Source organism: Sphaerotilus sp. (assembly GCF_013299175.1).
Taxonomy (GTDB): Bacteria; Pseudomonadota; Gammaproteobacteria; order Burkholderiales; family Burkholderiaceae_C; genus Sphaerotilus.
Genome location: NZ_JAAFKF010000045.1, coordinates 1 through 23,507 on the forward strand (window position 1 = coordinate 1; position 23,507 = coordinate 23,507).

At 68.9% G+C, this 23,507-nt stretch carries 24 protein-coding genes and 1 pseudogene; 12 read left to right on the forward strand and 13 right to left on the reverse strand.

The features are described from left to right. From QZW52_RS09660 to tolB, 4 genes are all read right to left on the reverse strand, one after another. Nucleotides 1-439, reverse strand: a 439-nt coding sequence (locus QZW52_RS09660; protein WP_293997887.1) for a YeeE/YedE thiosulfate transporter family protein, incomplete at its 3' end; no start/stop codon positions are given. Nucleotide 440: 1 nt separating this feature from the next. After that, nucleotides 441-1,280 (reverse strand): tol-pal system protein YbgF, encoded by an 840-nt coding sequence (ybgF, locus tag QZW52_RS09665; RefSeq protein WP_293997890.1) that lies wholly within the window; start codon nt 1,278-1,280, stop codon nt 441-443. Between the two features lies 1 nt (nt 1,281). Beyond that, nucleotides 1,282-1,857: a peptidoglycan-associated lipoprotein Pal gene (pal, locus tag QZW52_RS09670; protein ID WP_293997893.1), complete on the reverse strand. Its 576-nt coding sequence runs from the start codon at nt 1,855-1,857 to the stop codon at nt 1,282-1,284. A gap of 98 nt (nt 1,858-1,955) precedes the next feature. Then, a complete protein-coding gene (tolB, locus tag QZW52_RS09675; RefSeq protein WP_293997896.1) occupies nt 1,956-3,266 on the reverse strand; it encodes a Tol-Pal system beta propeller repeat protein TolB in 1,311 nt (436 codons plus the stop codon). A 161-nt stretch (nt 3,267-3,427) separates the two neighbouring features. On the opposite strand from tolB, the gene msbA reads away from it, so the two are divergent. From msbA to QZW52_RS09690, 3 genes are read left to right on the forward strand one after another with little or no spacing between them, the layout of a single operon-like run. Further along, entirely contained in the window at nt 3,428-5,158 is a 1,731-nt protein-coding gene (gene msbA, locus QZW52_RS09680) for a lipid A export permease/ATP-binding protein MsbA (RefSeq protein WP_293997899.1), read from the forward strand. Nucleotides 5,159-5,186: 28 nt separating this feature from the next. Further along, on the forward strand, nt 5,187-5,795 hold the full coding sequence (locus QZW52_RS09685) for a peroxidase-related enzyme (protein WP_293997902.1): 609 nt from the start codon (nt 5,187-5,189) through the stop codon (nt 5,793-5,795). Next, nucleotides 5,792-6,799 (forward strand): glycosyltransferase family 2 protein, encoded by a 1,008-nt coding sequence (locus tag QZW52_RS09690; RefSeq protein WP_293997904.1) that lies wholly within the window; start codon nt 5,792-5,794, stop codon nt 6,797-6,799. The genes QZW52_RS09685 and QZW52_RS09690 overlap by 4 nt, the downstream gene beginning before the upstream one ends. 12 nt (nt 6,800-6,811) lie before the next feature. Here the strand turns inward: QZW52_RS09690 and rng are convergent, their stop codons facing one another. The 8 genes from rng to QZW52_RS09730 all read right to left on the reverse strand — a co-directional run bounded on the left by rng (nt 6,812) and on the right by QZW52_RS09730 (nt 13,894). Then, nucleotides 6,812-8,293, reverse strand: coding sequence for a ribonuclease G (rng, locus tag QZW52_RS09695; RefSeq protein ID WP_293997907.1), 1,482 nt, complete (start codon nt 8,291-8,293; stop codon nt 6,812-6,814). Between the two features lie 35 nt (nt 8,294-8,328). After that, nucleotides 8,329-8,931, reverse strand: coding sequence for a Maf family protein (locus QZW52_RS09700; RefSeq protein WP_293997910.1), 603 nt, complete (start codon nt 8,929-8,931; stop codon nt 8,329-8,331). A 27-nt stretch (nt 8,932-8,958) separates the two neighbouring features. Beyond that, complete coding sequence (gene rlmH / locus QZW52_RS09705; RefSeq protein WP_293997913.1) at nt 8,959-9,429, reverse strand: 23S rRNA (pseudouridine(1915)-N(3))-methyltransferase RlmH; 471 nt, start codon at nt 9,427-9,429, stop codon at nt 8,959-8,961. Between the two features lie 13 nt (nt 9,430-9,442). Continuing rightward, complete coding sequence (rsfS, locus tag QZW52_RS09710; RefSeq protein ID WP_293997916.1) at nt 9,443-10,132, reverse strand: ribosome silencing factor; 690 nt, start codon at nt 10,130-10,132, stop codon at nt 9,443-9,445. A 26-nt stretch (nt 10,133-10,158) separates the two neighbouring features. Beyond that, nucleotides 10,159-10,806, reverse strand: a complete 648-nt coding sequence (gene nadD, locus QZW52_RS09715; RefSeq protein ID WP_293997918.1) for a nicotinate-nucleotide adenylyltransferase — start codon at nt 10,804-10,806, stop codon at nt 10,159-10,161. Further along, entirely contained in the window at nt 10,796-11,746 is a 951-nt protein-coding gene (gene hemF / locus QZW52_RS09720; protein WP_293997961.1) for an oxygen-dependent coproporphyrinogen oxidase, read from the reverse strand. Before hemF ends, nadD begins: the two co-directional genes overlap by 11 nt. 13 nt (nt 11,747-11,759) lie before the next feature. Beyond that, nucleotides 11,760-13,085 carry a phosphoribosylamine--glycine ligase gene (gene purD / locus QZW52_RS09725; RefSeq protein WP_293997920.1) on the reverse strand — a complete coding sequence of 442 codons (1,326 nt, stop codon included), beginning with the start codon at nt 13,083-13,085 and terminating at the stop codon, nt 11,760-11,762. Nucleotides 13,086-13,168: 83 nt separating this feature from the next. Next, entirely contained in the window at nt 13,169-13,894 is a 726-nt protein-coding gene (locus tag QZW52_RS09730) for a YebC/PmpR family DNA-binding transcriptional regulator (RefSeq protein WP_293997923.1), read from the reverse strand. Between the two features lie 90 nt (nt 13,895-13,984). On the opposite strand from QZW52_RS09730, the gene QZW52_RS09735 reads away from it, so the two are divergent. The 9 genes and pseudogenes from QZW52_RS09735 to QZW52_RS09775 all read left to right on the forward strand — a co-directional run bounded on the left by QZW52_RS09735 (nt 13,985) and on the right by QZW52_RS09775 (nt 22,549). Further along, entirely contained in the window at nt 13,985-15,550 is a 1,566-nt protein-coding gene (locus QZW52_RS09735) for a helicase HerA-like domain-containing protein (protein WP_293997925.1), read from the forward strand. 135 nt (nt 15,551-15,685) lie between these two features. Then, nucleotides 15,686-16,126 (forward strand): annotated as a pseudogene (locus QZW52_RS09740) (SRPBCC family protein); the annotation flags it as partial. Between the two features lie 163 nt (nt 16,127-16,289). Further along, complete coding sequence (locus QZW52_RS09745) at nt 16,290-16,829, forward strand: hypothetical protein (protein WP_293997964.1); 540 nt, start codon at nt 16,290-16,292, stop codon at nt 16,827-16,829. Beyond that, entirely contained in the window at nt 16,826-17,506 is a 681-nt protein-coding gene (locus QZW52_RS09750) for an ABC transporter ATP-binding protein (protein WP_293997927.1), read from the forward strand. The genes QZW52_RS09745 and QZW52_RS09750 overlap by 4 nt, the downstream gene beginning before the upstream one ends. After that, a complete protein-coding gene (locus tag QZW52_RS09755) occupies nt 17,503-18,753 on the forward strand; it encodes an ABC transporter permease (protein WP_293997929.1) in 1,251 nt (416 codons plus the stop codon). The genes QZW52_RS09750 and QZW52_RS09755 overlap by 4 nt, the downstream gene beginning before the upstream one ends. Nucleotides 18,754-18,775: 22 nt before the next feature. Further along, on the forward strand, nt 18,776-19,525 hold the full coding sequence (locus QZW52_RS09760) for an outer membrane lipoprotein-sorting protein (protein WP_293997932.1): 750 nt from the start codon (nt 18,776-18,778) through the stop codon (nt 19,523-19,525). 7 nt (nt 19,526-19,532) lie between these two features. Beyond that, complete coding sequence (locus QZW52_RS09765) at nt 19,533-20,573, forward strand: hypothetical protein (protein ID WP_293997935.1); 1,041 nt, start codon at nt 19,533-19,535, stop codon at nt 20,571-20,573. Nucleotides 20,574-20,600: 27 nt separating this feature from the next. Further along, the gene (locus tag QZW52_RS09770) at nt 20,601-21,728 is read left to right on the forward strand and encodes a sensor histidine kinase (protein WP_293997937.1); all 1,128 of its coding nucleotides are present in this window, start codon (nt 20,601-20,603) and stop codon (nt 21,726-21,728) included. After that, complete coding sequence (locus QZW52_RS09775) at nt 21,725-22,549, forward strand: LytR/AlgR family response regulator transcription factor (RefSeq protein ID WP_293997940.1); 825 nt, start codon at nt 21,725-21,727, stop codon at nt 22,547-22,549. The genes QZW52_RS09770 and QZW52_RS09775 overlap by 4 nt, the downstream gene beginning before the upstream one ends. 87 nt (nt 22,550-22,636) lie before the next feature. On the opposite strand, the gene QZW52_RS09780 is transcribed toward QZW52_RS09775, so the two are convergent. Continuing rightward, the gene (locus tag QZW52_RS09780) at nt 22,637-23,344 is read right to left on the reverse strand and encodes a hypothetical protein (protein WP_293997942.1); all 708 of its coding nucleotides are present in this window, start codon (nt 23,342-23,344) and stop codon (nt 22,637-22,639) included. Between the last annotated feature and the right edge of the window lie 163 nt (nt 23,345-23,507).

A 23,507-nucleotide genomic window follows, 5' to 3' on the forward strand; every position in this document is an offset into this window, starting at 1 on the left:
TCAGCCCGCGCAGCGTCGCCCAGCCCGTCAGCCCCATCACCAGCAGCACGACCAGCGACTTCAGGCTCCCGCCGCCCACGCGCACCAGCGTCTTGCTGCCACACCCCGCCGCCAGCACCATGCCCACGCCGAACAGCAGCCCGCCCGCCAGCGCCGAGCCAACCAGCCAGCGCGGCCCGCCATGCACGGTGTTCGACGCCTGCACCCACCCCAGCGCGACCATGCCGTTGAAGCCGGCCACCGCCACCCCGGCGGCCAGCGCCCACATCCGCATCCGGCTCCAGTCCCCCAGGTTGACGATGTCGGCCACCGCCCCCATCGTGCAGAAATGCGTCTGGCGCACCAGCACGCCCAGCGCGAAGGCCAAAGAAAAAACGGCCCAGAGCACCTGGGCCGTCAGCAGTTGTACATCCACCGCGGCAAGGGTCACAGGCGTCACGTCACTTGAGCTGCTTGATGCGCTCGCGCCCGGATTGCGCTGCCTCGGACTGCGGGTAGTTCGCGATCAGCTCTTCGAGGGTCTTGCGCGCACCCTTGCTGTCCTTCAGCTCGATCTGGCAGTTCGCCAGCGCCAGCAGCGCCTCGGACGCCCGCGGGTGGTCCGGCGTCGAAGTGACCAGGGTGCGGAAGATGGCCATCGCCTCCTTGACCTCGCCCTTGCCGTACAGCGCATTGCCCAGCCAATACTGCACATGGCCGTTGTAGGCGCTCGACGGGAAGCGTTTCTGGAACGCCGCCAGCGCCGTCGCCGCATTGGCGAACTCGCCCTTGCGCAAGATGCCGATGGCCTCGTCGTAGGCTTTCTTCTCCGGTGCATCGACCACGGCGTCTTTGCCGTCGAGCGAGACGCGCTGCGGCTCCAGGCGGCGGATGCGGTCATCGATGGTGGCCACCATGTCCTTGTACTTGCGCTGCAGGTCGGCGAGTTCGCGGGCCAGATCCTTGTTGCCCTGGGCGAGCTGCTCGTCGGCGCCACGCAGCTTGGCGATCTCCGTGCGCAGGGTTTCCATCTGTCCGTTGAGGTCCAGCAGGCTGCGCTTGAGCACGTTGATCTGCTCGGCCTGCTCGGCCACCACGCCGGCCAGCGCCTTGCGTTCGTTCTCTTCCGTCTGCGCCGCCCGCTGGGACTGCTCGAACCGGCTGCGCAGATCGACGATGGCCTTGCGGGCCTCCTCGTCGTCGAAGAGGCCCGCACTGGCCGCCATCGGCCAAAGCGCGGACGTGACCAGCACCAGAGCGGCGGTCAGAGTGGACAGTTTCAGGGGCTGGGCGCGGCGCATCTCAGCGGTCCTTCAGCTCGGCACGGCGGTTCTTGGCCCAGGCCGCTTCGTTGCTCCCGGCGACAGCCGGCTTTTCCTTGCCGAAGCTCACCGCCTCGGTCTGACTGTCCTGCACCCCCAGCAGCGTCAGCGACTTGAGCACCGCTTCCGCGCGGCGCTGGCCCAGCGCCAGGTTGTATTCGCGGCCACCGCGTTCGTCGGTGTGGCCTTCGATCAGGACGCGGCGCTTGCGGTCGGCACTCAGGCGGCGTGCGTTGCCTTCGACCACGCCGCGGAATTCATCCTTGACCACGTAGCTGTCGAAGTCGAAGTACACGACCCGGCCGGCCGCGTTGGCGGCTGCGTCATTGCGGGTGACATCGATCGGCGTGACCGTGGACTGGGCCGCTTGTCCAGTGGTGGCGCTGGCGTTGGCGTTCGGGGCCACGGTGGCCGTTGTGCCAGCGGCAGCGGTCAGGCGGTTTTCAACGGGCGCCGGCGGCTCGACGCGGGTGTTCGACGCACAGCCGGTCAGCACCAGCACAGCCGCGCCAAAGGCGGCCAGCCACACAGCGCGGCCATTCAGGAAAGAGGACATGGAATCGCTCCAGAAACGGTGGGGTCGGACAAATCGGACAACTCGGATAAATCGGACAACTCGAAAAAACAAGGACACACGGGCGGCACACGCCCTGGTCAGCGGCTGTAAGGCCCCCAGACCGGCTCTCTCACCTCCGCCTGGGGCGGGCTGAGTCGGGCCTTGATGGTGCCGTCGAGCGTGGTGGTCATCAGCAGATCACGTCCGCCAGCGCGGCTGGCGTAGATGATGAGCCGACTGCTGGGTGCGAAGCTCGGGCTTTCGTCGTCGTTGGTGTCGGTGAGTGCGGTGACAGTTCCCGAGGTGAGGTCCATCAGTTGCAGACGGAACTGGTTGCTGCCGTTGCGGTTGACGTAGGCCAGGTAGCGGCCATCGGGGCTGGGGGCGGGGCTGATGTTGTAGTTGCCGCTGAAGGTGACGCGCTCGGCGTTGCCGCCGGACGCGCCCATGCGGTAGACCTGCGGGCCGCCGCCGCGGTCGCTGACGAAGTAGATCGACTTGCCGTCGGACGACCACGCCGCCTCGGTGTCGATGCCGGGCGCGTTCGTGAGGCGGCGCAGATTGTCGCCCTGACGGCCCATGGCGTAGATCTCGGAGTTGCCGTCCTTGGTCAGCGTGACGGCCAGTTGCGTGCCCTCCGGGGAGAAGGCCGGCGCGCTGTTGGAGCCACGGAACTCGGCCACCGTGCGCCGGCGGCCGTTGAGCACGTCCTGCACGTACACCACCGGCTTGCCGGTCTCGAACGAGACGTAGGCCAGCTCGTTGCCCTCCGGCGACCAGGCGGGCGAGATGATGGGCTGCGCGCTGCTCAGGGCCGAGCGCGAGCCTTCGCCGTCCGCGTCCGCCACGAACAGGGTGTAGCGGCCGGCGCCCTTGGAGACGTAGGCGATGCGGGTGGAGAACACGCCGCGCTCGCCCGTGAGCTTCTGGTAGATGTCGTCGGCGATGCGGTGCGCAGCCAGGCGCAGGTCTTCCTTGGGCACCGCCAGCGACTGGGCGATCAGCTCGGTGCCCTTGACCACGTCCCACAGCCGGTAGCGCAGGTCGTAGCGCCCATCGGCCAGCCGCGTCACCGAGCCGGCGGCCAGCGCGTCGCTGTTGCGGCTGCGCCAGTCGGCAAAGACGGGGCGTGCGGTCTCGTCGAGGCTGTCGGCCGGCGTGGCCACCAGCTTGAACAGGCCGCTGCGCTCCAGGTCGGCCCGCACGATCTGCGACACCGGCTGCAGCGCCTTGTCCTCGTCCTTGAAGCGCACGATGGCGATGGGCACCTGCACCGCGCCGATGCCGGAAATCTCCACGCGAAACTGCGCCGCCGCCGGCAGCACCCCCGCCAACGCGGCACACCCGCCCACGCTGCGCTGGAGAAACAGCCGCCGGTCCACCAGTGCATCCGGGTTTGATCGTTGCATTCAAGCCACATTCAAAGAGATCAGTCGTCAGGTGCGGTACGGCAAGTGCCGCCTGCACCACCAAGCTGGCTGGATTGTAGGCAACAACCCGGCTGCGCTGATAATCGCGCCTCTGCGGCGACCCCGCTCTTCAGAATCGCCCACAGCCCGCGTCCGCCTCGATGAACTCTCTGCTCCAGCGCCTGCGCCGCATCTGGCCGTACTTTTCCCCCAGCCGCTCAGGCTTCATCGTCTCGGCGGTCTGCACGGTGGTCGTGGCCGCCACGGAGCCGATGGTGCCCAGCCTGATGCAGCGCCTGCTGGACTCCGGCTTCAAGCAAGGCACGGCCGGCATTGCGCTGTGGCAGGTGCCGGTGGCGATCATCGGGCTGTTCGCGTTGCGGGGGGCGGCGGGCTATGTCGGGCAATACACGCTGGCCTGGGTCGCCTACCGCGGCACGCAGGCCATGCGGGCCGCCCTCTTCGGCCGGCTGATGGACGCCCACCCGCAGCTCTACGCCCACCACTCGGCCAGCACGCTGACCAACATGGTGGCGCACGAGGTGCAGTCCGGCGCGCTGCAGTTGTCGAGTTCCGGTCTGACGCTGCTGCGCGACCTGCTGACGCTGGTGGCGCTGCTGGGCTACCTGCTGTGGATGAACTGGCAGCTCACGCTGTTCGTGGCGGTGCTGTTCCCGGCCGTGGCCTTCGTGATGCGCAACCTCAGCCGCCGGCTGCACAAGCTGACCCTCCAGGGCCAGCAGGCCACCGACGAGCTGGCCTACACGGTCGAGGAGAACGTGCAGGCGTGGCGCGTGGTGCGGATGCACGGCGCGCAGCAGCACCAAACCGCCCGCTTCCTGCGCATGAGCGAGGAGATGCGCCACATCGCCATGAAATCGGTCGCCGCCGCCGCCACGATGACCCCGCTGACGCAGGTGCTCGCGGCCATCGCGCTGTCGGCGGTCATCGTCACCGCGCTGTGGCAGAGCGGCCACGACAACCAGACCGTCGGCGGCTTCGTCGGCTTCGTGATGGCGATGCTGATGCTGGTGGCGCCGATCAAGCGGCTGTCCGAAGTCGCGGTGCCGATCACGCGCGGTCTGGCGGCACTGGAGCGCGGCATGACGCTGATCGACGAGGCGCCGGTCGAGCACGACGGCACCTTCGACCCCGGCCGTGCGCGCGGCGAGATCCGCTTCGAGCAGGTCTGCGTCACCTACGGCGAACAGAATGCCCCGGCACTCCAGTCCGTGGACCTGCACATCCCGGCCGGCCAGGTCGTCGCTCTCGTCGGCCCGTCCGGCGCCGGCAAGACCACGCTGATCAACCTGCTGGCCCGCTTCGTCGAGCCGACGAGCGGCACGGTCTGCATCGACGACACGCCCCTGAACGACTGGCGCGTCACCGCCCTGCGCCAGCAGTTCGCGCTGGTGAGCCAGGATGTCGTGCTGTTCAACGACAGCGTGGCCGCCAACGTCGCGCTGGGCCAGGACGTGGACCGGCCGCGGGTCGAAGCCGCCCTGCGCGCCGCCAACCTGCACGACTTCGCCGCGGCCTTGCCCCAAGGCATCGACACCGGCATCGGCCACAACGGCCAGCGCCTGTCCGGTGGCCAGCGCCAGCGGCTGGCCATCGCGCGGGCGATCTACAAGGACGCGCCCATCCTGATCCTGGACGAGGCCACCTCGGCGCTGGACTCCGAGTCCGAGCGGCTGGTGCAGTCGGCGCTGGAGCGGTTGATGGTCGGGCGCACTGCCATCGTCATCGCCCACCGGCTCTCCACCATCGAACGCGCCGACCGGGTGGTCGTGCTGGACGGCGGGCGCGTGGTCGAGCAAGGCACCCACGCGGAACTGCTCGCCCGCGGTGGCCTGTTCGCGCGCCTGCACGCCCTGCAATTTCAGACCTGATTCAGACCGCCACCGGAGAATGCGGCAAATGCCCACCACCCCCGCCCCCATCAGCCGTTACCCCGTGCCCGACCTCGCGGCACTGCCCGAGGACTTGCGCGAACGCATCCTCGCCGTGCAGGACAAGGCCGGCTTCGTGCCGAACGTGTTCCTCGCGCTCGCGCACCGGCCGGACGAATGCCGCGCCTTCTTCGCCTACCACGACGCGCTGATGCTGCGCCCCTCGGGCCTGACCAAGGGCGAAAAGGAGATGGTCGTCGTCGCCACCTCGGGCGCCAATGGCTGCCTCTACTGCGTGGTGGCCCACGGCGCGATCCTGCGCATCATCGAGAAGAACCCACTCATCGCCGACCAGGTCGCGGTCAACCACCGCAAGGCCGACCTGACCCCGCGCCAGAAGGCCATGCTCGACTTCGCGCTCAAGGTCTGCCTCGACTCGGCCGCCCTCGGCGACGCCGACTACGCCGCGCTGCATGCCCACGGCTTCAGCGACGAGGACATCTGGGACATCGGCGGCATCACCGCGTTCTTCGGCCTGTCCAACCGCATGGCCAACCTGGTCAACATGCGGCCCAACGACGAGTTCTTCCTGATGGGCCGCGTACCCCGTCCACCGCGCACCACCGCACCTGCATGAGTTCCAGTCCTGCCCCGCTCGTCACCATCGTCTTTCTGGCCTACCAGCAGATCCAATGGGTGCGGGCCTCGGCCGAAGCCTGTCTGGCGCAGCGTGGCGGCCCTTACGAGATCCTCCTGTCGGACGACCACTCCACCGACGGGACGTTCGAGGCATTGCAGGCCGTGGCCGCCGCCTACCGCGGCCCGCACCAGGTCAGCGTGCGCCAGTCGGCCACCAACCTGGGCATCGGGCAGCATTACAACGACCTGGTGCGCCTGGCCCGGGGCGAGCTGCTGGTGACGATGGCCGCCGACGATTTCTCGACCCCGGACCGGGTCGAGCGCCTGCTTGCGGCCTGGGAGTCCACCGGCCGGCGCGCCGATCTGGTCGCCAGCCACGTCCTCGACATGGACCCGCAGGGGCAGCTCCACGGCGTGCTCCGCGTGGACGACCTCGGCCAGTGGACCTCGCTGGCGCAGTGGGCCGAGAAGCGCCCCTACATCATCGGCGCCACCCACGCCTTCACCCGGCGCCTGATGGAGCAGGTCGGCCCGCTCGACCCGCAGGTGTTCTACGAGGACCAGATCATGGTGTTCCGGGCCATCGCCATGGGGGGTGCGGTCACGGTGGACGCGCCGTTGGTGCATTACCGCCGCGGTGGCACCTCGATGAAGCCCGCGTTCGAGTCGCCGGAAGCGTTGCTGCGGTGGACGCAGCGGCAACGGCGGCGCGAGCTGGCCGAGATGCGGCAGTTGCTCGCCGATGCGCAGATCCTGGGTTGCGTGCCGCTCGTGCAGCGCCACATCGGTACCAAACTCGCCCGCATGGCCTATCTGCACGCCCTGGGCGAGTCCACCACCGATGCCCAACGCTGGCAGCTCGTGCGCGAACACCGGGACGCGCCGTTCTGGTGGCGGCTGCGCAAGGCGCTGCACGGGATCTACCCGCAGCAGACACAGGCCCTGAAGCAGGGGCACCGGACACTGCGCAACCTGTTCAAGACCAGCGCAGGCAGCCGCTGACCAGTCCCTGCCTCACATCAGCACGATGTCGTACTGCTCCGGATTCACCGCGGCCTCCGCCTGCAGCGAAATCGGCTTGCCGATGAAATCGCTGAGACCGGCCAGGTGCGTGCTTTCCTCGTCAAGCAGCATCTCGATCACGGAAGGACACGCGATGACGCGGAACTCCTTCGGGTTGAACTGCCGCGCCTCGCGCAGGATTTCGCGCAGGATGTCGTAGCAGACCGAGCGCGGGGTTTTCACCTGCCCGCGCCCGCCACAGGTCGGGCACGGCTGGCAGAGCATGTGCGCCAGCGATTCGCGGGTGCGCTTGCGGGTCATCTCGATCAGGCCGAGCTGCGTGAAGCCGCTGATCGTGATCTTGGTGCGGTCGCGCGCCAACTGCTTGCGCAGCTCCGACACCACCTGCTCCTGGTGGTCGGCGCGGGTCATGTCGATGAAGTCGAGGATGATGATCCCGCCCAGGTTGCGCAGTCGCAACTGCCGCGCAATGGCCTGCGCCGCCTCCAGGTTGGTCTTGAAGATCGTGTCGTCGAAGTTCCGGGCACCGACGTAGCCGCCCGTGTTCACGTCGATCGTCGTCAACGCTTCGGTCTGGTCGATGACGAGGTAGCCGCCCGACTTCAGATCGACGCGCCGCGCCAGTGCCTTCTCGATTTCCTGGTCGATGCTGAACAGGTCGAAGATCGGCCGCTCGCCCTTGTAGTGCTGCAGGCGGTTGACCGAACTCGGCGTGAACTGCTGGCCGAAGCGGCGCAGCGCGTCGAACTGCATCCCGGAGTCGATGCGGATGGTCGCCGTGCGCTCGTCCACCAGATCGCGCAGCACGCGCTGCACCAGATTCAGATCCTCGTGCAGCAGCGAGCCAGGCGGCGACTTCAGGGCAGCGGCGCGGACCGTGACCCAGGTCTTGCGCAGGTAGGCGATGTCCTCGGCCAGCGCATCGTCGGTGGCGTCTTCCGCGTTGGTGCGCAGGATGAAGCCACCGCCGCCGCCCGTGTCCCGGTTGCCAACCAGCACGCCCATGCGCTGGCGCAGTTGTTCGCGCAGTTCGTGCGAGCCGATCTTCTGCGAGATGCCGATGTGGTCGTCCTGCGGCAGATGCACCAGCAGCCGACCGGCGACGCTGACCTGCGTGGACAGCCGCGCGCCCTTGGTGCCGATGGGATCCTTGATGACCTGCACCACCAGCGTCTGGCCCTCGTAGACCAGCTTCTCGATCGGCGGCATGGGGGTGTTGTCGCCGTGGTGGCCGCGCCCGGTCTGGCCGGCGACCTGCACATCGGCGACGTGCAGGAAAGCCGCACGCTCCAGCCCGATGTCGATGAAGGCGCTCTGCATGCCCGGCAGCACGCGGGCCACCTTGCCGGCGTAGATGTTGCCGACGAGGCCGCGTTCCAGCGTGCGCTCGACGTGCAGCTCCTGCACCGCGCCGTGTTCGACGATGGCCACGCGCGTCTCCTGCGGCGACCAGTTCACCAAGATGTCTTGCATGGAATGGGACGTTTCCGTTGTTTTTTCTTGTGGGTTCAGAGGGTCCAGCCTGCTGCGCTCAGCAGCCGGGCGGTCTCGAACAAGGGCAATCCCATGATGCCCGAATAACTGCCGGAGATCCGCTCGACCCAGGCCGCCGCGCCGCTCTGGATCGCATAGGCGCCGGCCTTGCCCATCGGTTCGCCGGTCGCGACGTAGGCGGCAATGCGCTGGGCATCGACAGGCGCAAAACGCACCCGCGACACGCTGAGTGCTTGCAGCACGCGCGCGCCATCGGCCAAGGCCACGGCGGTGAGGACGCGGTGTTCGTGGCCCGCCAGCGCGCCGAGCATCTCGCGTGCTTCGTCGGCGTCGGCCGGCTTGCCGAGGATGCGGCGGCCGAGCGCCACGGTGGTGTCCGCGCAGAGGATCGGCGCTGCGGGCAGACCGGCGCGCTGCAGGCGGGCACGGGCGGCGTCCAGCTTGGCCAGCGTCACGCGCTGCACGTAGGCGCGCGGCGCTTCGTTCGGGCGCACGGTTTCGAGCGCCTCGGCGTCCTCGTCCGGGCCAGGCAGCAGCAGCTCGTGCCGCACGCCGATCTGGTCGAGCAACTGGCGGCGGCGCGGGCTTTGCGAGGCGAGGTAGATCCAGCGGGTCATCGTCGGCTCGGCGGGATCAGCGCCGGTTCATTCGCGGTGGTAAGGGTGGCCGACCGTGACCGACCACGCCCGGTAGAGCGCCTCGGCCAGCATCACGCGCACGAAGGCGTGCGGCAAGGTGAGGTCCGACAGGCGCAGCAGCTCGTCGGCGCCGCTGCGCAGGGCGGGGTCGAGTCCGTCGGGTCCGCCGATGACCAGCGCCACGTCACGGCCATCGTGCTGCCAGGCCGTCAACCGCTCGGCCAGCGCCACGGTGGTGACGCGGGTGCCGCGCTCGTCCAGCACGACGCGGCGCACGCCCTTGGGCAACGCCGCCTCGATGCGGACCCGCTCGGCCGCCATCAGCGCCTCGACCGGCTTGCCGCTGGTGCGCGGCTCGGTCTTGACCGCCTTGAGTTCGAGACGGCAGTCTGGTGGAAAACGCTTGGCGTAGTCCGCGTAGGCCGTCTCTGCCCACTCCGGCATCTTCTGGCCGACCGCGACGAGGTGGAGCTTCAAGGGCCGACGCAGCTCAAGTGCGCTTGGCGGGCGCAGCCTTTTTGCGGGTGCCGGGCTTGCGCTCGCGGTCGGGCGCGTTGACCACGATGGTCTTGAGCTTCGGAGTTGCAGTGGCCGTTGCACCGGTGGCCGTCTTGCGGGCCGGGGCCTTGCGGGCGGAGGTGCCCGTGCCCGTGCCGGTGGTCGCTGCGGTCTTGCGTGCCGGTGCCTTCTTGGCCACCGGCTTCTTCAGGTCCGCAGCCGCTTCCGATGCCGACGACGAACGCTTGCGCGGCGCGGCCTTGCGGGCGGGTGCCGCCGGGGCGTCGTCCTCGTCTTCGTCCTCGTCGCGCGAAGCCTTGACCAGCCCCTGCGTGGCGCTGGCGAGCTTCAGGCGCACCGGCTTGCCGCCCCAGATCTCTTCGAGGTGGTAGTACTGGCGGATGGCGGGTTGCATCACGTGCACCACGGCCGCGCCGCAGTCCACGATGATCCATTCCCCGTTGTCTTCGCCCTCGACGCTCAGGACGTCGCCGCCCAGCGACTTGACCTTCTCGCGCACGCTGGCGGCGAGCGACTTGGTCTGCCGGTTGCTCGTGCCGGAGGCGATGACGACGCGCTCGAACATCGCCGAGAGGTGTTCGGTGTTGAAGACCACGATGTCTTGGGCCTTCACATCTTCGAGTCCATCGACGATGGTGCGTTGCAGCTTGCGGATGTCCATTCAGCGCCGTTCTTGTTCCAGAGGATTCAGGATTGAGGAGAAAAACCAGGGTGTGGATGGTGGGGCCGGTACAGCCCGTGGCGATCAATATAGCGCGCCACGTCGGGCGCCACCATCCGGGGCGCCAGTGAAAGGGCCGGCTCGCCTGCGGCCAACCGGGTTCTCAGCTCTGTCGAGGACACCGCCATCGACGGCATGTCGAGTGCCACGATGCGGTGTCCGGTGTTCATCAGTTCAGTCGGGGCCTGCACGGGAACGCCTGCGCGCCCCGCCACTGCCAGCGTCACCCGCTGCAGCAATTCGGTCCAGCCATGCCAGGTGCAGAAGTTGTGCAACTGGTCCTGACCGATCACCAGAAACCACTGCGCCGGGCGATGTTCTCGCTGCTGCAGGGTGGTCACGGTGTCCAGCGTATAGCTGAAACCGGGCCGTTCGACCTCGCACTTTTCGAGCACGAAAGCGGGATTGTCGCCGATTGCCAGCCCGACCATCGCGGCGCGGTGTTCGGCGGGGGCGAGACGGCGGGTTTTCTGCCACGGCTGACCGGCGGGAATCCAGCGCAACTCGTCCAGCGCGAGCTGCCGCAGGGCGGTGTCGGCGAGTGCGCGGTGGGCCGTGTGGACCGGGTCGAAGCTCCCGCCGTACAGCCCGATGCGCCGCGGTTCAGCGGCCATCGCCACACGCGTCCGACATGCCCAGCCAGTCCCGCGGGCGCAGGAAATCGCTGTAGAGCCGTGCCTCCGGTGTCCCTGGTTCGGGGGCCCACTGGTAGCGCCACATCACCTGCGGCGGCATCGACATCAGGATCGACTCGGTGCGCCCGCCCGACTGCAGGCCGAACAGGGTGCCGCGGTCCCAGACGAGGTTGAACTCGACGTAGCGCCCACGCCGGTACGCCTGGAAATCGCGCTCGCGCTCGCCGTAGGGTGTCTCGCGGCGGCGCTGCGCGATCGGCAGCCAGCCCTTGAGCAGCGCGTCGCCCACGTCCTTCAGCACCGCGAAGCTGCCCTGCGCACCGAGGGCCGAGAAGTCGTCGAAGAAGATGCCGCCGATGCCGCGCGGCTCGTTGCGGTGTTTCAGGAAAAAGTAGTCGTCGCACCACGCCTTGAAGCGCGGGTAGAGCGCCGGATCGTGCGGGTCGAGCGCATCGCGGCAGGCGCGGTGGAAATGGACCGCATCCTCCTCGACGCCGTAGTACGGCGTCAGGTCCATGCCGCCGCCGAACCAGCGCACGGTCTGGCCGGCGAGCGGGCCTTCGGTGGGCGTGGCCGACAGCATGCGCACGTTCATGTGGACCGTCGGCACATGCGGGTTGCGCGGATGGAACACCAGCGACACGCCCATCGCCTCGAACGGCGCGCCGGCGAGTTCCGGCCGGTGCTGCGTGGCCGAGGCGGGCAGCGCCACACCGCGCACCTGCGAGAACGCGCACCCACCGCGCTCCAGCAAGGCGCCGTTCTCGATCAGCCGGGTGATGCCCGCGCCTTCGAGCTGGCCGCCGGGCGGACGCTCCCAGGCGTCGGTGATGAACGGCTGTCCATCCTCGGCCCCCACGGCGTCGCAGATCGACTGCTGCAGGCCCGTCAGGTAGGCCCGGACCTCGGCGTTGCTCAGCGCGTCCACTGCATCAGCCCTGGGGGGTGGCAGTGCCGACACTGGCGCCCGTGCCCGTGCGCTTGATGGCGCGGTAGCCGATGTCGTGGCGGTACTGCATGCCAGCGTACTGGATGGTCTCGGTCGCCTCGTAGGCGCGCTGCTGCGCATTGCGCACCGAGTCGCCCAGCGCCGTCACGCACAGCACCCGCCCGCCGCTGGTCACGACGCCACCGGTCGCTCCGGTCACGGTGCCCGCGTGGAACACCTTGCAGTCTTCGGCTTCTGCCGGCAGGCCGCGGATGGTGTCGCCCTTCTTTGGATCGAGCGGATAGCCAGCAGCGGCCATCACGACGCCGAGCGCGACCCGGCGGTCCCAGTCCAGCGTCACCTGGTCCAGCGTGCCGTCGGTGGCGTGTTGCAGCACCTGCAGGAAATCGCTCTTCAGCCGCATCATGATCGGCTGCGTCTCCGGGTCGCCCATGCGGGTGTTGAACTCCAGCGTCTTCACGCCCCCCTTGGCGTCGATCATCAGACCGGCGTAGAGGAAACCGGTGAAGGGGATGCCGTCGCGGCGCATGCCGTCCACCGTCGGGCGGATGATGTCCTGCATCACCTTGGCGTGGATGTTGGGCGTGACCACCGGGGCCGGCGAGTACGCGCCCATGCCGCCCGTGTTCGGACCCTGGTCGGCGTCCAGCAGGCGCTTGTGGTCCTGGCTGGTGGCCAGGGCCAGGATGTTGCGGCCGTCCACCATGACGATGAAACTGGCCTCCTCGCCGACCAGGAACTCCTCGATCACCACGCGGGCGCCGTCGGCGTTGTGCTGCACGCCGAGCTTGTTGTCGAGCAGCATCCAGTCCACCGCCTGGTGCGCCTCGTCGAGCGACATGGCCACGACCACGCCCTTGCCCGCCGCCAGCCCGTCCGCCTTGATGACGATGGGCGCCCCCATGCGATCGACATAGGCATGCGCCTGCGCCGCGTCGCTGAAGGTCTCGTAGGCCGCCGTGGGAATCTTGTGGCGCTTCATGAAGTCCTTGGCGAAGGCCTTGGAGCTTTCGAGCTGCGCGGCCGCCTGGGTCGGGCCGAAGATGCGCAGACCCCGCGCGCGGAACTCGTCCACCACGCCCGCCGCCAGCGCCACCTCGGGGCCGACCACCGTCATGCCGATCTTCTCGGATTGCGCAAAGTCGGCCAGCGCGGCCACGTCCGAGATCGGCACATTCGCCATGCGCGGATCCAGCGCCGTGCCACCGTTGCCCGGCGCCACGAACACCTTGTGGACGCGGGGGGATTGGGCCAGCTTCCAAGCCAGTGCATGTTCACGGCCACCGCCGCCAATCACGAGAACTTTCATAGGACTTTCTTCATCATCGTTTTGTCTGAACACTGAACCCGGATACCCGTGGTGTCCGGTCCCCGCCTCGGAATCCTGCCCTGTCACTCGCCCAGCTCGGCGTTGTGAAAGACATCCTGCACATCATCGAGGTCTTCGATGATGTCGAGCAGTTTCTGCATGCGCTGGGCCTCGTCGCCTGCCAGCGCGATGGCGTTTTCGGGCCGCATGGTCACGCCGGCGATTTCCGCCACCAGACCCGCCGCTTCGAGCGCGGCCTTGACCGCCTCGAACTCCGGCGGCGCGGTCAGCACCTCGATGGCGCCATCCGCGTCGGTGATCACGTCGTCGGCGCCGGCCTCCAGCGCGATTTCCATCACCTTGTCCTCGTCGGTGCCCGGCGCGAACACCAGTTGCCCGCAGTGCTTGAACTGGAAGGCCACCGAACCATCGGTGCCGAGGTTGCCGCCGTATTTGCTGAAGGCGTGGCGCACCTCGGCCACGGTGCGCACGCGGTTGTCGGTCATCGTGTCGATGATGATGGCCGCGCCGCCGATGCCGTAGCCCTCGTAGCGGATCTCCTCGTAGTTGACGCCTTCGAGGTTGCCGGACGCCTTGTCGATGTTGTACTTGATGCGGTCCGCCGGCATGTTGGCGGCCTTGGCCTTCTCGATGGCCAGACGCAGGCGCGGGTTGGTGCCGATGTCGGAGCCACCTTGCCGCGCAGCGACCGTGATCTCACGGATGATGCGGGTCCAGATCTTGCCGCGCTTCTCGTCCTGGCGGCCTTTGCGATGCTGGATGTTGGCCCACTTGGAATGACCGGCCATGAATGCTCCTGGGTACGCTTGCGTGCGCTGAGTTCGTTAGACTGCCATTTTACTTTTGCCGCGCTGCGCGCCCGACCCGGAGACACAAAAATGACTGAGCCGATCCTGCTCGCCTGCCATGGCGACATCGAATGTCACCTGCTGCCGGCACTGGCGAACCGCCACGGCCTCATCACCGGGGCCACCGGCACCGGCAAGACGATCACCCTGCAGAAGCTCGCCGAGAGCTTCTCGCGCCTGGGCATCCCGGTTTTCCTGGCCGACATCAAGGGCGACCTGACCGGCATCGCCCAGAAGGGCCAGCTCGGCGGCAAGCTGGCGCAGATCCTCCAGGAGCGTGGCCTGAGCGAACCCGAGTGGAGCGCCTGCCCGGCCACGCTGTGGGACGTGTTCGGCGAACAGGGCCACCCTGTGAGAGCCACTGTCTCCGACATGGGGCCGCTGCTGCTGGCGCGCATGCTCAACCTGAACGAGACGCAGCAGGGCGTGCTGCAGCTCGTCTTCAAGATCGCCGACGACAACGGCCTGCTGCTGCTCGACCTGAAAGACCTGCGGGCGATGCTGCAGTACGTCGGCGACAACAGCAGCGAGTTCCAGACCGAGTACGGCAACATCAGCGCGGCGTCCGTCGGCGCGATCCAGCGCGGGCTGATGCAGATCGACCAGCAAGGCGGCGACCAGTTCTTCGGCGAGCCAATGCTGTCGATCGAGGACTTCATGCAGACGGTGGACGGCCAGGGCGTCGTCAACATCCTCGCCGCCGACAAGCTGATGAACGCACCGCGGCTGTACGCGACCTTCCTGCTGTGGATGCTGTCGGAGCTGTTCGAAACGCTGCCCGAAGTCGGTGACCTGGACAAGCCGAAGCTGGTGTTCTTCTTCGACGAGGCGCACCTGCTGTTCAAGGACGCGCCGGCCGCCCTCACCGAGCGGATCGAGCTGGTGGTGCGCCTGGTGCGTTCCAAGGGCGTGGGCGTGTACTTCGTGACGCAGAACCCGCTCGACATCCCCGAAACCGTGCTCGGCCAGCTCGGCAACCGCGTGCAGCATGCCTTGCGCGCGTTCACGCCGCGCGACCAGAAGGCGGTCAAGTCGGCGGCCGACACGATGCGCCCGAACCCGAAGCTCGACATCGCCGCCGCGATCACGGAAATGGGCGTCGGCGAAGCGCTGATCAGCCTGCTCGACGCCAAGGGCCGGCCCAGCGTCACCGAGCGCGTCTACGTGCTGCCGCCGGGCAGCCAGATCGGCCCGATCAGCGCCGCCCAGCGCCAGCAGTTGCGCGACGGCTCGCTGGTGGCGGGCGTCTACGAGAAAGCGGTGGACCGCGAATCGGCTTACGAGAAGCTCAAGGGCCGCGCCGCGACCTCGTCCGACGCGGGCGACAACCTGCGCGGTGAAGCGGGCAAGTCGGTGGCCGACGGCGCCCGTGCGGCGGCGGAGGAAGCCGGTGGTGGTGGGTTCGGCGGCATGCTGACCGGCGCACTCGGCGGGCTGCTGTTCGGCTCGACCGGCCCGCGCGGCGCCCGCCACGATGGGCTGGTGCAGACGATGGCCAAGTCGGCGGTGCGCACGGTCGGCTCATCGGTGGGCCGGGAAATCGTGCGCGGCGTGCTCGGCTCGCTGCTGGGCGGCAGCACCGGCCGCCGCCGCTGAACCCATTGCACATACTGGGCGACCCGGTACCGCCGGGTTTCTCACGAACTGCACGGCCACGGATCCGCGTCAGAATCGGGTCGCGGCAAGCCGCCGCGCCGCTGCCCGGAGTGCGCCATGCTCAAGATGCTGTTGATGGGGATCGCCGCGGCGCTCCTCGGCCTGCTGGGCTACGCCAGCACCCAACCTGACACCTTCGTGGTCGAGCGTGCCGTCCACATCCAGGCACCACCGGACAAGATCTACCCCTACCTGGCCGACTTCCGCCAGTGGAGTGCGTGGTCGCCGTGGGAGAAGCGCGATCCCGCGATGCAGCGCCGTTTCAGTGGCGCCGCCAGCGGCCAGGGCGCGGTCTATGCCTGGGAAGGCAACCGGGACGTTGGCAGCGGACGCATGGAAATCCGCTCCGCCCGCCCGGTGTCGAGCGTGGACCTCCAGCTTGATTTCCTCGCCCCTTTCGAAGCGCACAACACCGCGACCTTCACCCTGGTGCCCCAGAACGGCGCCACCGCGGTGACATGGACCCTGCAGGGACCGATGCCGTTCCTCTCCAAGGTGATCGGCGTCTTCGTCAGCATGGACCAGATGGTCGGCAAGGATTTCGAGGTTGGACTGGCCAATCTGAAGGCGACCGTTCGCGACCGCCAGCCCCCATTCGTCGCAAACCGGCTGCATCTGCCGCACGTCTCCCGGACCATGACGCCATCGTCACCGTCCACCCTCCGGGAGATCCACCGCCATGCAGCGCCGCCACCTCGTCCATTGCCTCGTCGCCAGCCAGATCGTGCTGGCCGCCACCCTCGCCCTGCCAGCCTGGTCCGCCGACTTCGCCAGCGCAGTCGCCACCTTCCGGCAGGCCAGCGACGGCGACGCGGCAGCCACCACCTCCGCCGCCACGCAATTCACCGCGCTGAGCCGCCAGCAACCGCTCGACCCGCTGTTGCTGGCCTACGCCGGCGCCGCCACCTCGATGCAGGCGCGCACGACGTGGCTGCCCTGGAAAAAGATGGGTTACGCCGAGGACGGGCTGGCGCAGATCGACAAGGCGCTGGCCTTGCTCACGCCAGCCCATGACACCGTGCTGCAACGCGGTGTGCCGGTCGCACTGGAAACCAAGCTCACCGCCGCCGGCACCTTCCTCGCGCTGCCGTCGATGTTCCACCGCGGCGAGCGCGGCCGGCGCCTGCTCGACGAGGTGATGCAGCATCCGGCCTATGCCGGCACGCCCGCCGCGTTCCAGGAAGCCGCCCGCAAGATCGCCGCGAAGGCCGCACCATGAGCGCCGCCGCCGTCATCGAACTGCGCGGCGTGCGCAAGACCTACCGGCTGGGCACGCACACGGTGCCTGCGCTGCAGGGCGTCGATCTGGGCGTGGCGGCGGGCGAGATGGTCGCACTGACGGGTCCATCGGGCAGCGGCAAGAGCACGATCCTGAACCTCGCCGGACTGATCGACGCGCCGGACGCGGGCGAGATCCGGCTGTGCGGCGCGGTGGTCGATGCCCGTGCCGAACACGCCGCCACGCTGCTGCGCCGCGACACGATCGGCTTCATTTTTCAGGGCTTCAACCTCGTGCCCGTGATGACCGTGGCCGAGAACGTGGACTACCCGCTGTTCCTCGCCGGCCTGCCCACGGCCGAGCGGCGCACGCGGGTGGCCGCCATGCTCGACGCGGTCGGGCTGGCTGAACACGCGCAGCACCGGCCCGACGCGCTCTCCGGCGGCCAGCGCCAGCGGGTGGCCATCGCGCGGGCGCTGGTGAAGCGGCCCGCACTGGTCATCGCCGACGAACCCACCGCCAGCCTCGACTCGCACACCGCCGAGCAGATGCTCGACCTGATGCGCGACCTCGGCCACCGCGAGGGCGCGTCCTTCCTCATCGCCACGCACGACGGCCGCCTGACCCGGCGCTGTGACCGCGTGATCGCACTGCTCGACGGAGTGATCCAGCCATGAACGCCCTGCCCCTGACCCTGCTTTCTGCGCTGCCGTGGCTGCCCTGGCTGCGTTTTGCGTGGCTCAACACGCTGCGCAACCGGCGCCGCTCCCTGGTGACGGTCTCGATCGCCGCCTTGGGCACCGCCGCCATCCTCATCGCCAGCGGCTTTGCGCAATCCACCTACCGCGGGCTGGCCGAGGCCGCCGCCCGCACCACCGGCCACCTCGTCGTCGCGCAGCCCGCCCAGTTCGACGGCGACGAGGACGTGCCGCTGCAACACGGCCTGAGCGGCGCCGAGGCCCTCACCCGCCAGTTGCTCGCCGATCCGCACGTCCGGCAGGTGCTGCCGCGGGTCGAGTTCAGCGGCTTGATCAGCAATGGCGACAAATCGACGGTGATGACCGCTGTCGGCATCGCGCCGGACGCCGAGTTCGCGGTGAAAGGCCCGTTCCTCACGGTGCAATCCGGCCGCGTGCTCGCCAGCAACGACCGCGACACGGTGATGCTCGGCGCCGGTCTGGCGCGCAGCCTCAAGGCGGACGCGGGCAGCGCGCTGACCCTGCTGGTGAGCACGACCGCCGGCGCACTGAACGCCCGCGACGTGCAAGTGGCCGGCGTCGTCACCACCGGCATCGCCGAGATCGACCAGCGGCTGGTCTACACCGATGTTGCCACCGCGCAGGCGCTGCTGGTCACGGACAAGGTGTCGAGCCTGGGCGTGTTCCTGGACCGGATGGAGGCCACGCTGCCGGCCCGCGAGCGGCTGCAGCCCGCACTCGGCACGCTCGCGGTGCGGACCTGGGAAGCGCAGGCGCCGTTCTACCGCAGCGTGCGGGCGCTCTACAACCGGATCTTCGGCGCGCTCGGGCTGATCCTCGGGGTGATCGTGGTCTTCGTCGTCACCAATGCGATGGCGATGGCGGTCATCGAGCGCACCCGCGAGATCGGCACGCTGCGGGCGCTGGGCACGCTGCCCAGCCAACTCGTGCGCAGCCTCGCGCTCGAAGGGCTGGTGCTCGGCGGTGCGGGCGGCTTGCTCGGGGCGCTGACCGCGGTGGCGGTGTCGGTCGGGCTGCTGCTGTTCCCGGTGGAGATGCCGCCGCCGCCGGGCCGCACGGTCGGTTATCCGCTGGTGATCGACCTGCATGCGGACCTGTGCGCCGCGACGCTGCTCGGGATGCTCGCGCTGGTCATGCTGGCCTCGGCGCTGGTGGCACGCAGGACGGTGCGCCGGCCGGTGGTCGATGCGCTGGCCCATGTCTGAAATGTCCCCCAGGAGAAACGCCATGTTCCGCCCGCTGCCCCTGCTCATCGCCGCCCTGTCGTTGTCCCTCGTGGTCCCGGCCCGCGCCGCCGATCCGGATGTCACCCGCCTGCTCGCCGACGCCGACCACTTCCGCGTCAGCGACGAACACCTCGTCATCGACACCCGCGTCAACACCTTCAAGTCCGACGGCACGCCCGACAAGGAGCGCCTCTACACCGTCCACACCAGCACCGGGCGGCGCTCGCTGGTCCTGATGCGCTCGCCGGCCGAACAGGGCCAGAAAGTGCTGATGGTCGGTGACGACTTCTGGCTGCTGATGCCCGGCACGCAGCGCCCGATGCGGATCACGCCCAGCCAGAAACTGCTGGGCGACGCCTCCACTGGCGACATCGCCACGCTGCGCTGGAGCGAGGACTACCGTGCCACCCTGGTCGGCGAGGAACGCTGTGACACCGCGCCCTGCTGGCACCTGAGCCTGGCGGCACAGCGGCCCGGCGTGAGCTACCAGCGCATCGAGCTGTGGCTGGGCCGCGAGCGCCACCTGCCGCTGAAAGCCGATCTTTACCTGCAGTCCGACAAGCTCGCCAAGCAGGCCCGCTTCATCGCCGATTCGGCGGAACGGCCGACGCAGATCGACGAGATGGTGCTGCAGGACCAGCTCGGCCACCACCGCGAGACCCGCGTGCGCTACACCAGCCGCGAGAAGAGGACCGTGCCCGAATCGTGGTTCAACCCGATGTCGCTGGCCCGCAACCCGACGCTGGATTGAGCAAGCGATGCACAAGCCCCTCTCGCCCGCCACGCTCCGCCCCAGCCTCGCCGCCGTGCTCGCGGCCATGGCCTGCACGGACCTTGCAGCGCAGTCTCCGCCCGGCGTCACGGGCGAGTGGCAGACCGTCCGCGAATGGCGGCTCGCCAATCCGCTCGGCCCGGCGCCCGCCTTCGCGCCGCGCAGCCGCTGGCGCAGCACGCTGGATCTGCAGACCGACCAGCGCCTGCCGCTGGGGCTGGCCCTCCATGCCGACGCAGTGCTCGCCGTGGAACGCGGCGACGGTGACGCCAACCCGGTCCACTCCGCACGGGTCAACGCGCTGTACGCCAGCACGGGCAGCGCCGACTGGCAGTTCAGCGCCGGACGCCGCATCCTCGGCTGGGATGTCGGCCAGGCGTTCCGGCCCAACGACGTGGTGCAGCGCGAAGAGCGCCGCCCGCTGCTGGCCGCCACGCCGCAGGGCCGCAGCGTGGTGCAGGTCGAGCACTTCGGCGCGGACGACGCCACCAGCCTCGTCTGGGTCGATCCGCAGCGCAGCCCGTCGGACGGCGCGCTGGCCCTGCGCCACTACCGCCGACTGGGCGCCCTGGACCTCCATGCCCACGGCCACTGGAGTCTGGCGACGGGCGGCAACCTCGGTGCGGCGCTGGCCTGGGTCGCCTCGGACGCGGTGGAACTCCATGCCTCGACCCGCTGGCTGCCGGCACTCCACCGGCACCAGAGCCTGCTCGGCGCCACCTGGACGGGCGGCCCGCACCTCACCGCGCTCGGCGAGGTCTGGCACGACGGACTCGCCAGCGCGTCGGTGGCGCGCCGCAACGTCTACACCCGGCTCGCCTGGGAGCACGGGGCGTGGCAGCTCTCGGCCGACGTGCTCTGGCAGCCAGCGGACGGCGGGCGTGTCGCCGGTGCCGGGCTGCGCTGGCAAGGCGACCAGTGGCGCGCCGAGGCCGTGTGGCGGGTGTTCGCTGGTCCGGCCAGCGCCGCGCTGCGCCACACGCCCTTGCGCCAGACCGGCGCCGTGGCCCTGACGCGCAGTTTCTGACCCGCCAAGCCTGCTACAACGCCGTCCATGACACTCCGCCCGGCTTCCCTGCACGACTGGCCCGCCACGGTCTTGCGCCATACCCTGCTCACGCTCGGTCTGGCCTTCGCGATCTCGCTCGCGCTGACGCTGATCGGCCACGGGCGCTTCCTCGACAACCTGGTCTACTCGCTCGCCATCGGGGTGCTGTGCGAGCTGCTGCTGGACGGTGGCCGGCTGCTGGCGGCCTGGGTCATCCGCCGCCAATCGCCAGACGACGCCCCGGCAGGCCACGGCTGGCCCGGCTGGGGCTGGATGGGCGCATGCATTGCGGTGGGCGTGCCAGTCGCCTACCTCGGCGGCCACGCCTTGGGCGACTGGATCACCGGCTACCGCTCCGACCTCGGCAACTGGCGGCCCAACGCCGCGATGCTGCTGGTGTCGCTGGCGCTCGGGCTGGCCGCGACCTTCTTCTTCAAGTCCCAGGGTGAACTGGCCGCCAGCCGGGCCGAGGCCGAATCCGCCCTGCGCACCGCGGCCGAACACCGGCTGAAGCTGCTGGAAAGCCAACTGGAGCCGCACATGCTGTTCAACACGCTGGCCAACCTGCGGGTGCTGATCGCCCTCGATCCGCCACAGGCGCAGGCCATGCTGGACCACCTGATCGCCTTCCTGCGCAGCACGCTGCAAGGCTCGCGCAGCACCACCCATCCGCTGGACACCGAGTTCGACCGCCTGCGCGCCTACCTGGCCCTGATGACCGTGCGGATGGGCGAGCGGCTGCAGACCGAATTCGTGCTGCCGCCGGACCTCTCGGCGGTGCCGGTGCCCGCGCTGCTGCTGCAGCCCTTGGTCGAAAACGCGGTTCGCCACGGGCTGGAACCCGCGGTCGAGGGCGGCGTCCTGCGGATCAGCGCCAGCCGCATCGACGGCGCCCACGGCGCACGGCTGCGGCTGGAGGTCTTCGACAGCGGGGCCGGGCCGGGCGTGGCCGCCGCCGTGTCCTCCGGCGCGGGCTTCGGCTTGACGCAGGTACGCGAGCGGCTGTCCGCACTCCACGGCGCCGACGCCAGCTTCGGCCTGACCCGCACCGACACGGCCGGCGGCACCCCGGCCGGCACCCTGGCGCGCATCGAACTGCCCTTCCCCACCGACGCCACCGCACCGACCCCATGACCCCACGCACCGCCCTGATCGCCGAAGACGAACCGCTGCTGGCGGCACACCTGCGTGCCGAACTGGCCGCGGTCTGGCCCGAACTGTCGATCGTGGCCCTGACCACCAACGGTGTGCAGGCGCTGGACCGGACGCTCGCGCTGCGGCCGGACGTGTGCTTCCTCGACATCCGGATGCCGGGCCTGACCGGGCTGGAGGTGGCGCGCGCGCTGGCCGAAGACTGGCCAGCCGATCCGGGCGCGCCGTTCCCCCTGCTCGTGTTCGTGACCGCCTATGACCAGCACGCCGTCCAGGCGTTCGAGCTGCAGGCGGTGGACTACCTGCTCAAGCCGCTGAACCCCGGGCGGTTACAGAGTTGTTGCCAGCGGTTGCAGCAGCAGCTCGGCCGCCGCGACGCCACCCACCGCCCCGGCGAGGGCGATCTGCTGGCCGTCGCGCGCCAACTGCAGGCGCTGCTCGCCACGCCCGGCGCCGCCCAGCCAGAAGGCAAGCCAGCCCATCTGGACTACCTCACCGTCCAGACCGGGCACACCGTGGAGATGGTGCCGGTGGACGATGTCGTCTATTTCGAGGCAGCGGACAAATACGTCCGCGTGCTGACCGCCGACCGGGAACATCTGATCCGGATGTCCCTGCGCGAGTTAATCACTCAAATGGATGAAAGGCGCTTCTGGCAAATTCACCGCAGCATTCTGGTGCAGACCCGCTGCATTTCCCGAGCGGTGCGCGATGAACAGGGCAAGCTCAGCGTGATACTCCGCCAGCGCAGCGAGACCTTGCCGGTGAGCCGGGTGTATGCCCATCTGTTCAAGGGAATCTGAGCCAAATTGCGCCGATGTGGGCTTATGTGGATCGATCTGCGCCCATCCAGACGGCGGGTGCTGGCCCAGCAACGGCCCAGCAACGGCTCAGAAGCGGCGCTGTTCCTGCACGGCGCGCTGCAGCTCGACCAGCTCATCGAGCACCTCCATCGCGAACCCGCGGCGATCCGGCCGGGCGCTGATGAGCAATTCGTCGAAATAGGCGTTCACCGCATCCTCATCACCCCAGAGAATCGCGAATTTATTCACGATATGTGGGTGGCGCTTGGCCGTGATGAGTGGACGTACTGTCACGGACAGGGATTGGAGCCAGTGGGCGCCATACCGGTCCAGACGCTCTGCCGTGAGCAGCGGCGGGGCTGAATGCTGGAACGCTGCGTGGGCGGACCGTGGAGTTGCGGATACCCCGGCAAACCCGTTCGAGGTCAAACCCGAAAGCGGCGTGGCGCTGGTGCGGGTCGGTGCGCGAAAGAAATCAAGCTTTTGCATGGAGTCCCCCGAAAATTGAACACTCGCGGACATTGTGCGCTCCGTAACGACTTGTGCAAAAGGGTGGGACTTTAAAAATGCCGACTGTGGCACGAGATTCACTGTGCCCGCCCCACGCAGCGGAACTGCAATATCCGGGAAGGCCGTGGGCACCGGTGGATATTGCCGCAGCCGCTTGGCTCGGCGCCTTGGTTCCCACGCAGCAACGGCCGGATAGGGCACGGCGTCGTCGGCAGGGTCCAGCGTCAGCAGTTCGGGTTCATTCGCCATGGTGTTCACTGGTGTCCACAATTCTGACAAGGTCATGTCAAGGTGTGACCGTGTGGTGCCATGGTAGCGAGGCGCTCCCGCCATTGCCCACCCCGCAACCGCTGGGCATCCGGGCCACGGGCAGCCAGAACTTGCAGCTTCGGCACCGACCCCGTCCGGCCAAGGCCCCTCGGTACAATCGTTCGATCCATTGATCGAT

Excerpts from the sequence above, each read along its gene's own strand:
- QZW52_RS09735 (WP_293997925.1), top strand. The coding sequence starts at position 13,985 with ATGACTGAGCCGATCCTGCTCGCCTGCCATGGCGACATCGAATGTCAC.
- QZW52_RS09690 (WP_293997904.1), top strand. The coding sequence starts at position 5,792 with ATGAGTTCCAGTCCTGCCCCGCTCGTCACCATCGTCTTTCTGGCCTAC.
- QZW52_RS09745 (WP_293997964.1), top strand. The coding sequence starts at position 16,290 with ATGCAGCGCCGCCACCTCGTCCATTGCCTCGTCGCCAGCCAGATCGTG.
- tolB (WP_293997896.1), bottom strand. The coding sequence starts at position 3,266 with ATGCAACGATCAAACCCGGATGCACTGGTGGACCGGCGGCTGTTTCTC.
- QZW52_RS09685 (WP_293997902.1), top strand. The coding sequence starts at position 5,187 with ATGCCCACCACCCCCGCCCCCATCAGCCGTTACCCCGTGCCCGACCTC.
- rsfS (WP_293997916.1), bottom strand. The coding sequence starts at position 10,132 with ATGGACATCCGCAAGCTGCAACGCACCATCGTCGATGGACTCGAAGAT.
- ybgF (WP_293997890.1), bottom strand. The coding sequence starts at position 1,280 with ATGCGCCGCGCCCAGCCCCTGAAACTGTCCACTCTGACCGCCGCTCTG.
- QZW52_RS09755 (WP_293997929.1), top strand. The coding sequence starts at position 17,503 with ATGAACGCCCTGCCCCTGACCCTGCTTTCTGCGCTGCCGTGGCTGCCC.
- rng (WP_293997907.1), bottom strand. The coding sequence starts at position 8,293 with ATGCAAGACATCTTGGTGAACTGGTCGCCGCAGGAGACGCGCGTGGCC.
- QZW52_RS09750 (WP_293997927.1), top strand. The coding sequence starts at position 16,826 with ATGAGCGCCGCCGCCGTCATCGAACTGCGCGGCGTGCGCAAGACCTAC.
- msbA (WP_293997899.1), top strand. The coding sequence starts at position 3,428 with ATGAACTCTCTGCTCCAGCGCCTGCGCCGCATCTGGCCGTACTTTTCC.
- purD (WP_293997920.1), bottom strand. The coding sequence starts at position 13,085 with ATGAAAGTTCTCGTGATTGGCGGCGGTGGCCGTGAACATGCACTGGCT.
- QZW52_RS09700 (WP_293997910.1), bottom strand. The coding sequence starts at position 8,931 with ATGACCCGCTGGATCTACCTCGCCTCGCAAAGCCCGCGCCGCCGCCAG.
- pal (WP_293997893.1), bottom strand. The coding sequence starts at position 1,857 with ATGTCCTCTTTCCTGAATGGCCGCGCTGTGTGGCTGGCCGCCTTTGGC.
- QZW52_RS09770 (WP_293997937.1), top strand. The coding sequence starts at position 20,601 with ATGACACTCCGCCCGGCTTCCCTGCACGACTGGCCCGCCACGGTCTTG.
- QZW52_RS09775 (WP_293997940.1), top strand. The coding sequence starts at position 21,725 with ATGACCCCACGCACCGCCCTGATCGCCGAAGACGAACCGCTGCTGGCG.
- nadD (WP_293997918.1), bottom strand. The coding sequence starts at position 10,806 with ATGGCCGCTGAACCGCGGCGCATCGGGCTGTACGGCGGGAGCTTCGAC.
- QZW52_RS09780 (WP_293997942.1), bottom strand. The coding sequence starts at position 23,344 with ATGACCTTGTCAGAATTGTGGACACCAGTGAACACCATGGCGAATGAA.
- QZW52_RS09765 (WP_293997935.1), top strand. The coding sequence starts at position 19,533 with ATGCACAAGCCCCTCTCGCCCGCCACGCTCCGCCCCAGCCTCGCCGCC.
- QZW52_RS09730 (WP_293997923.1), bottom strand. The coding sequence starts at position 13,894 with ATGGCCGGTCATTCCAAGTGGGCCAACATCCAGCATCGCAAAGGCCGC.
- QZW52_RS09760 (WP_293997932.1), top strand. The coding sequence starts at position 18,776 with ATGTTCCGCCCGCTGCCCCTGCTCATCGCCGCCCTGTCGTTGTCCCTC.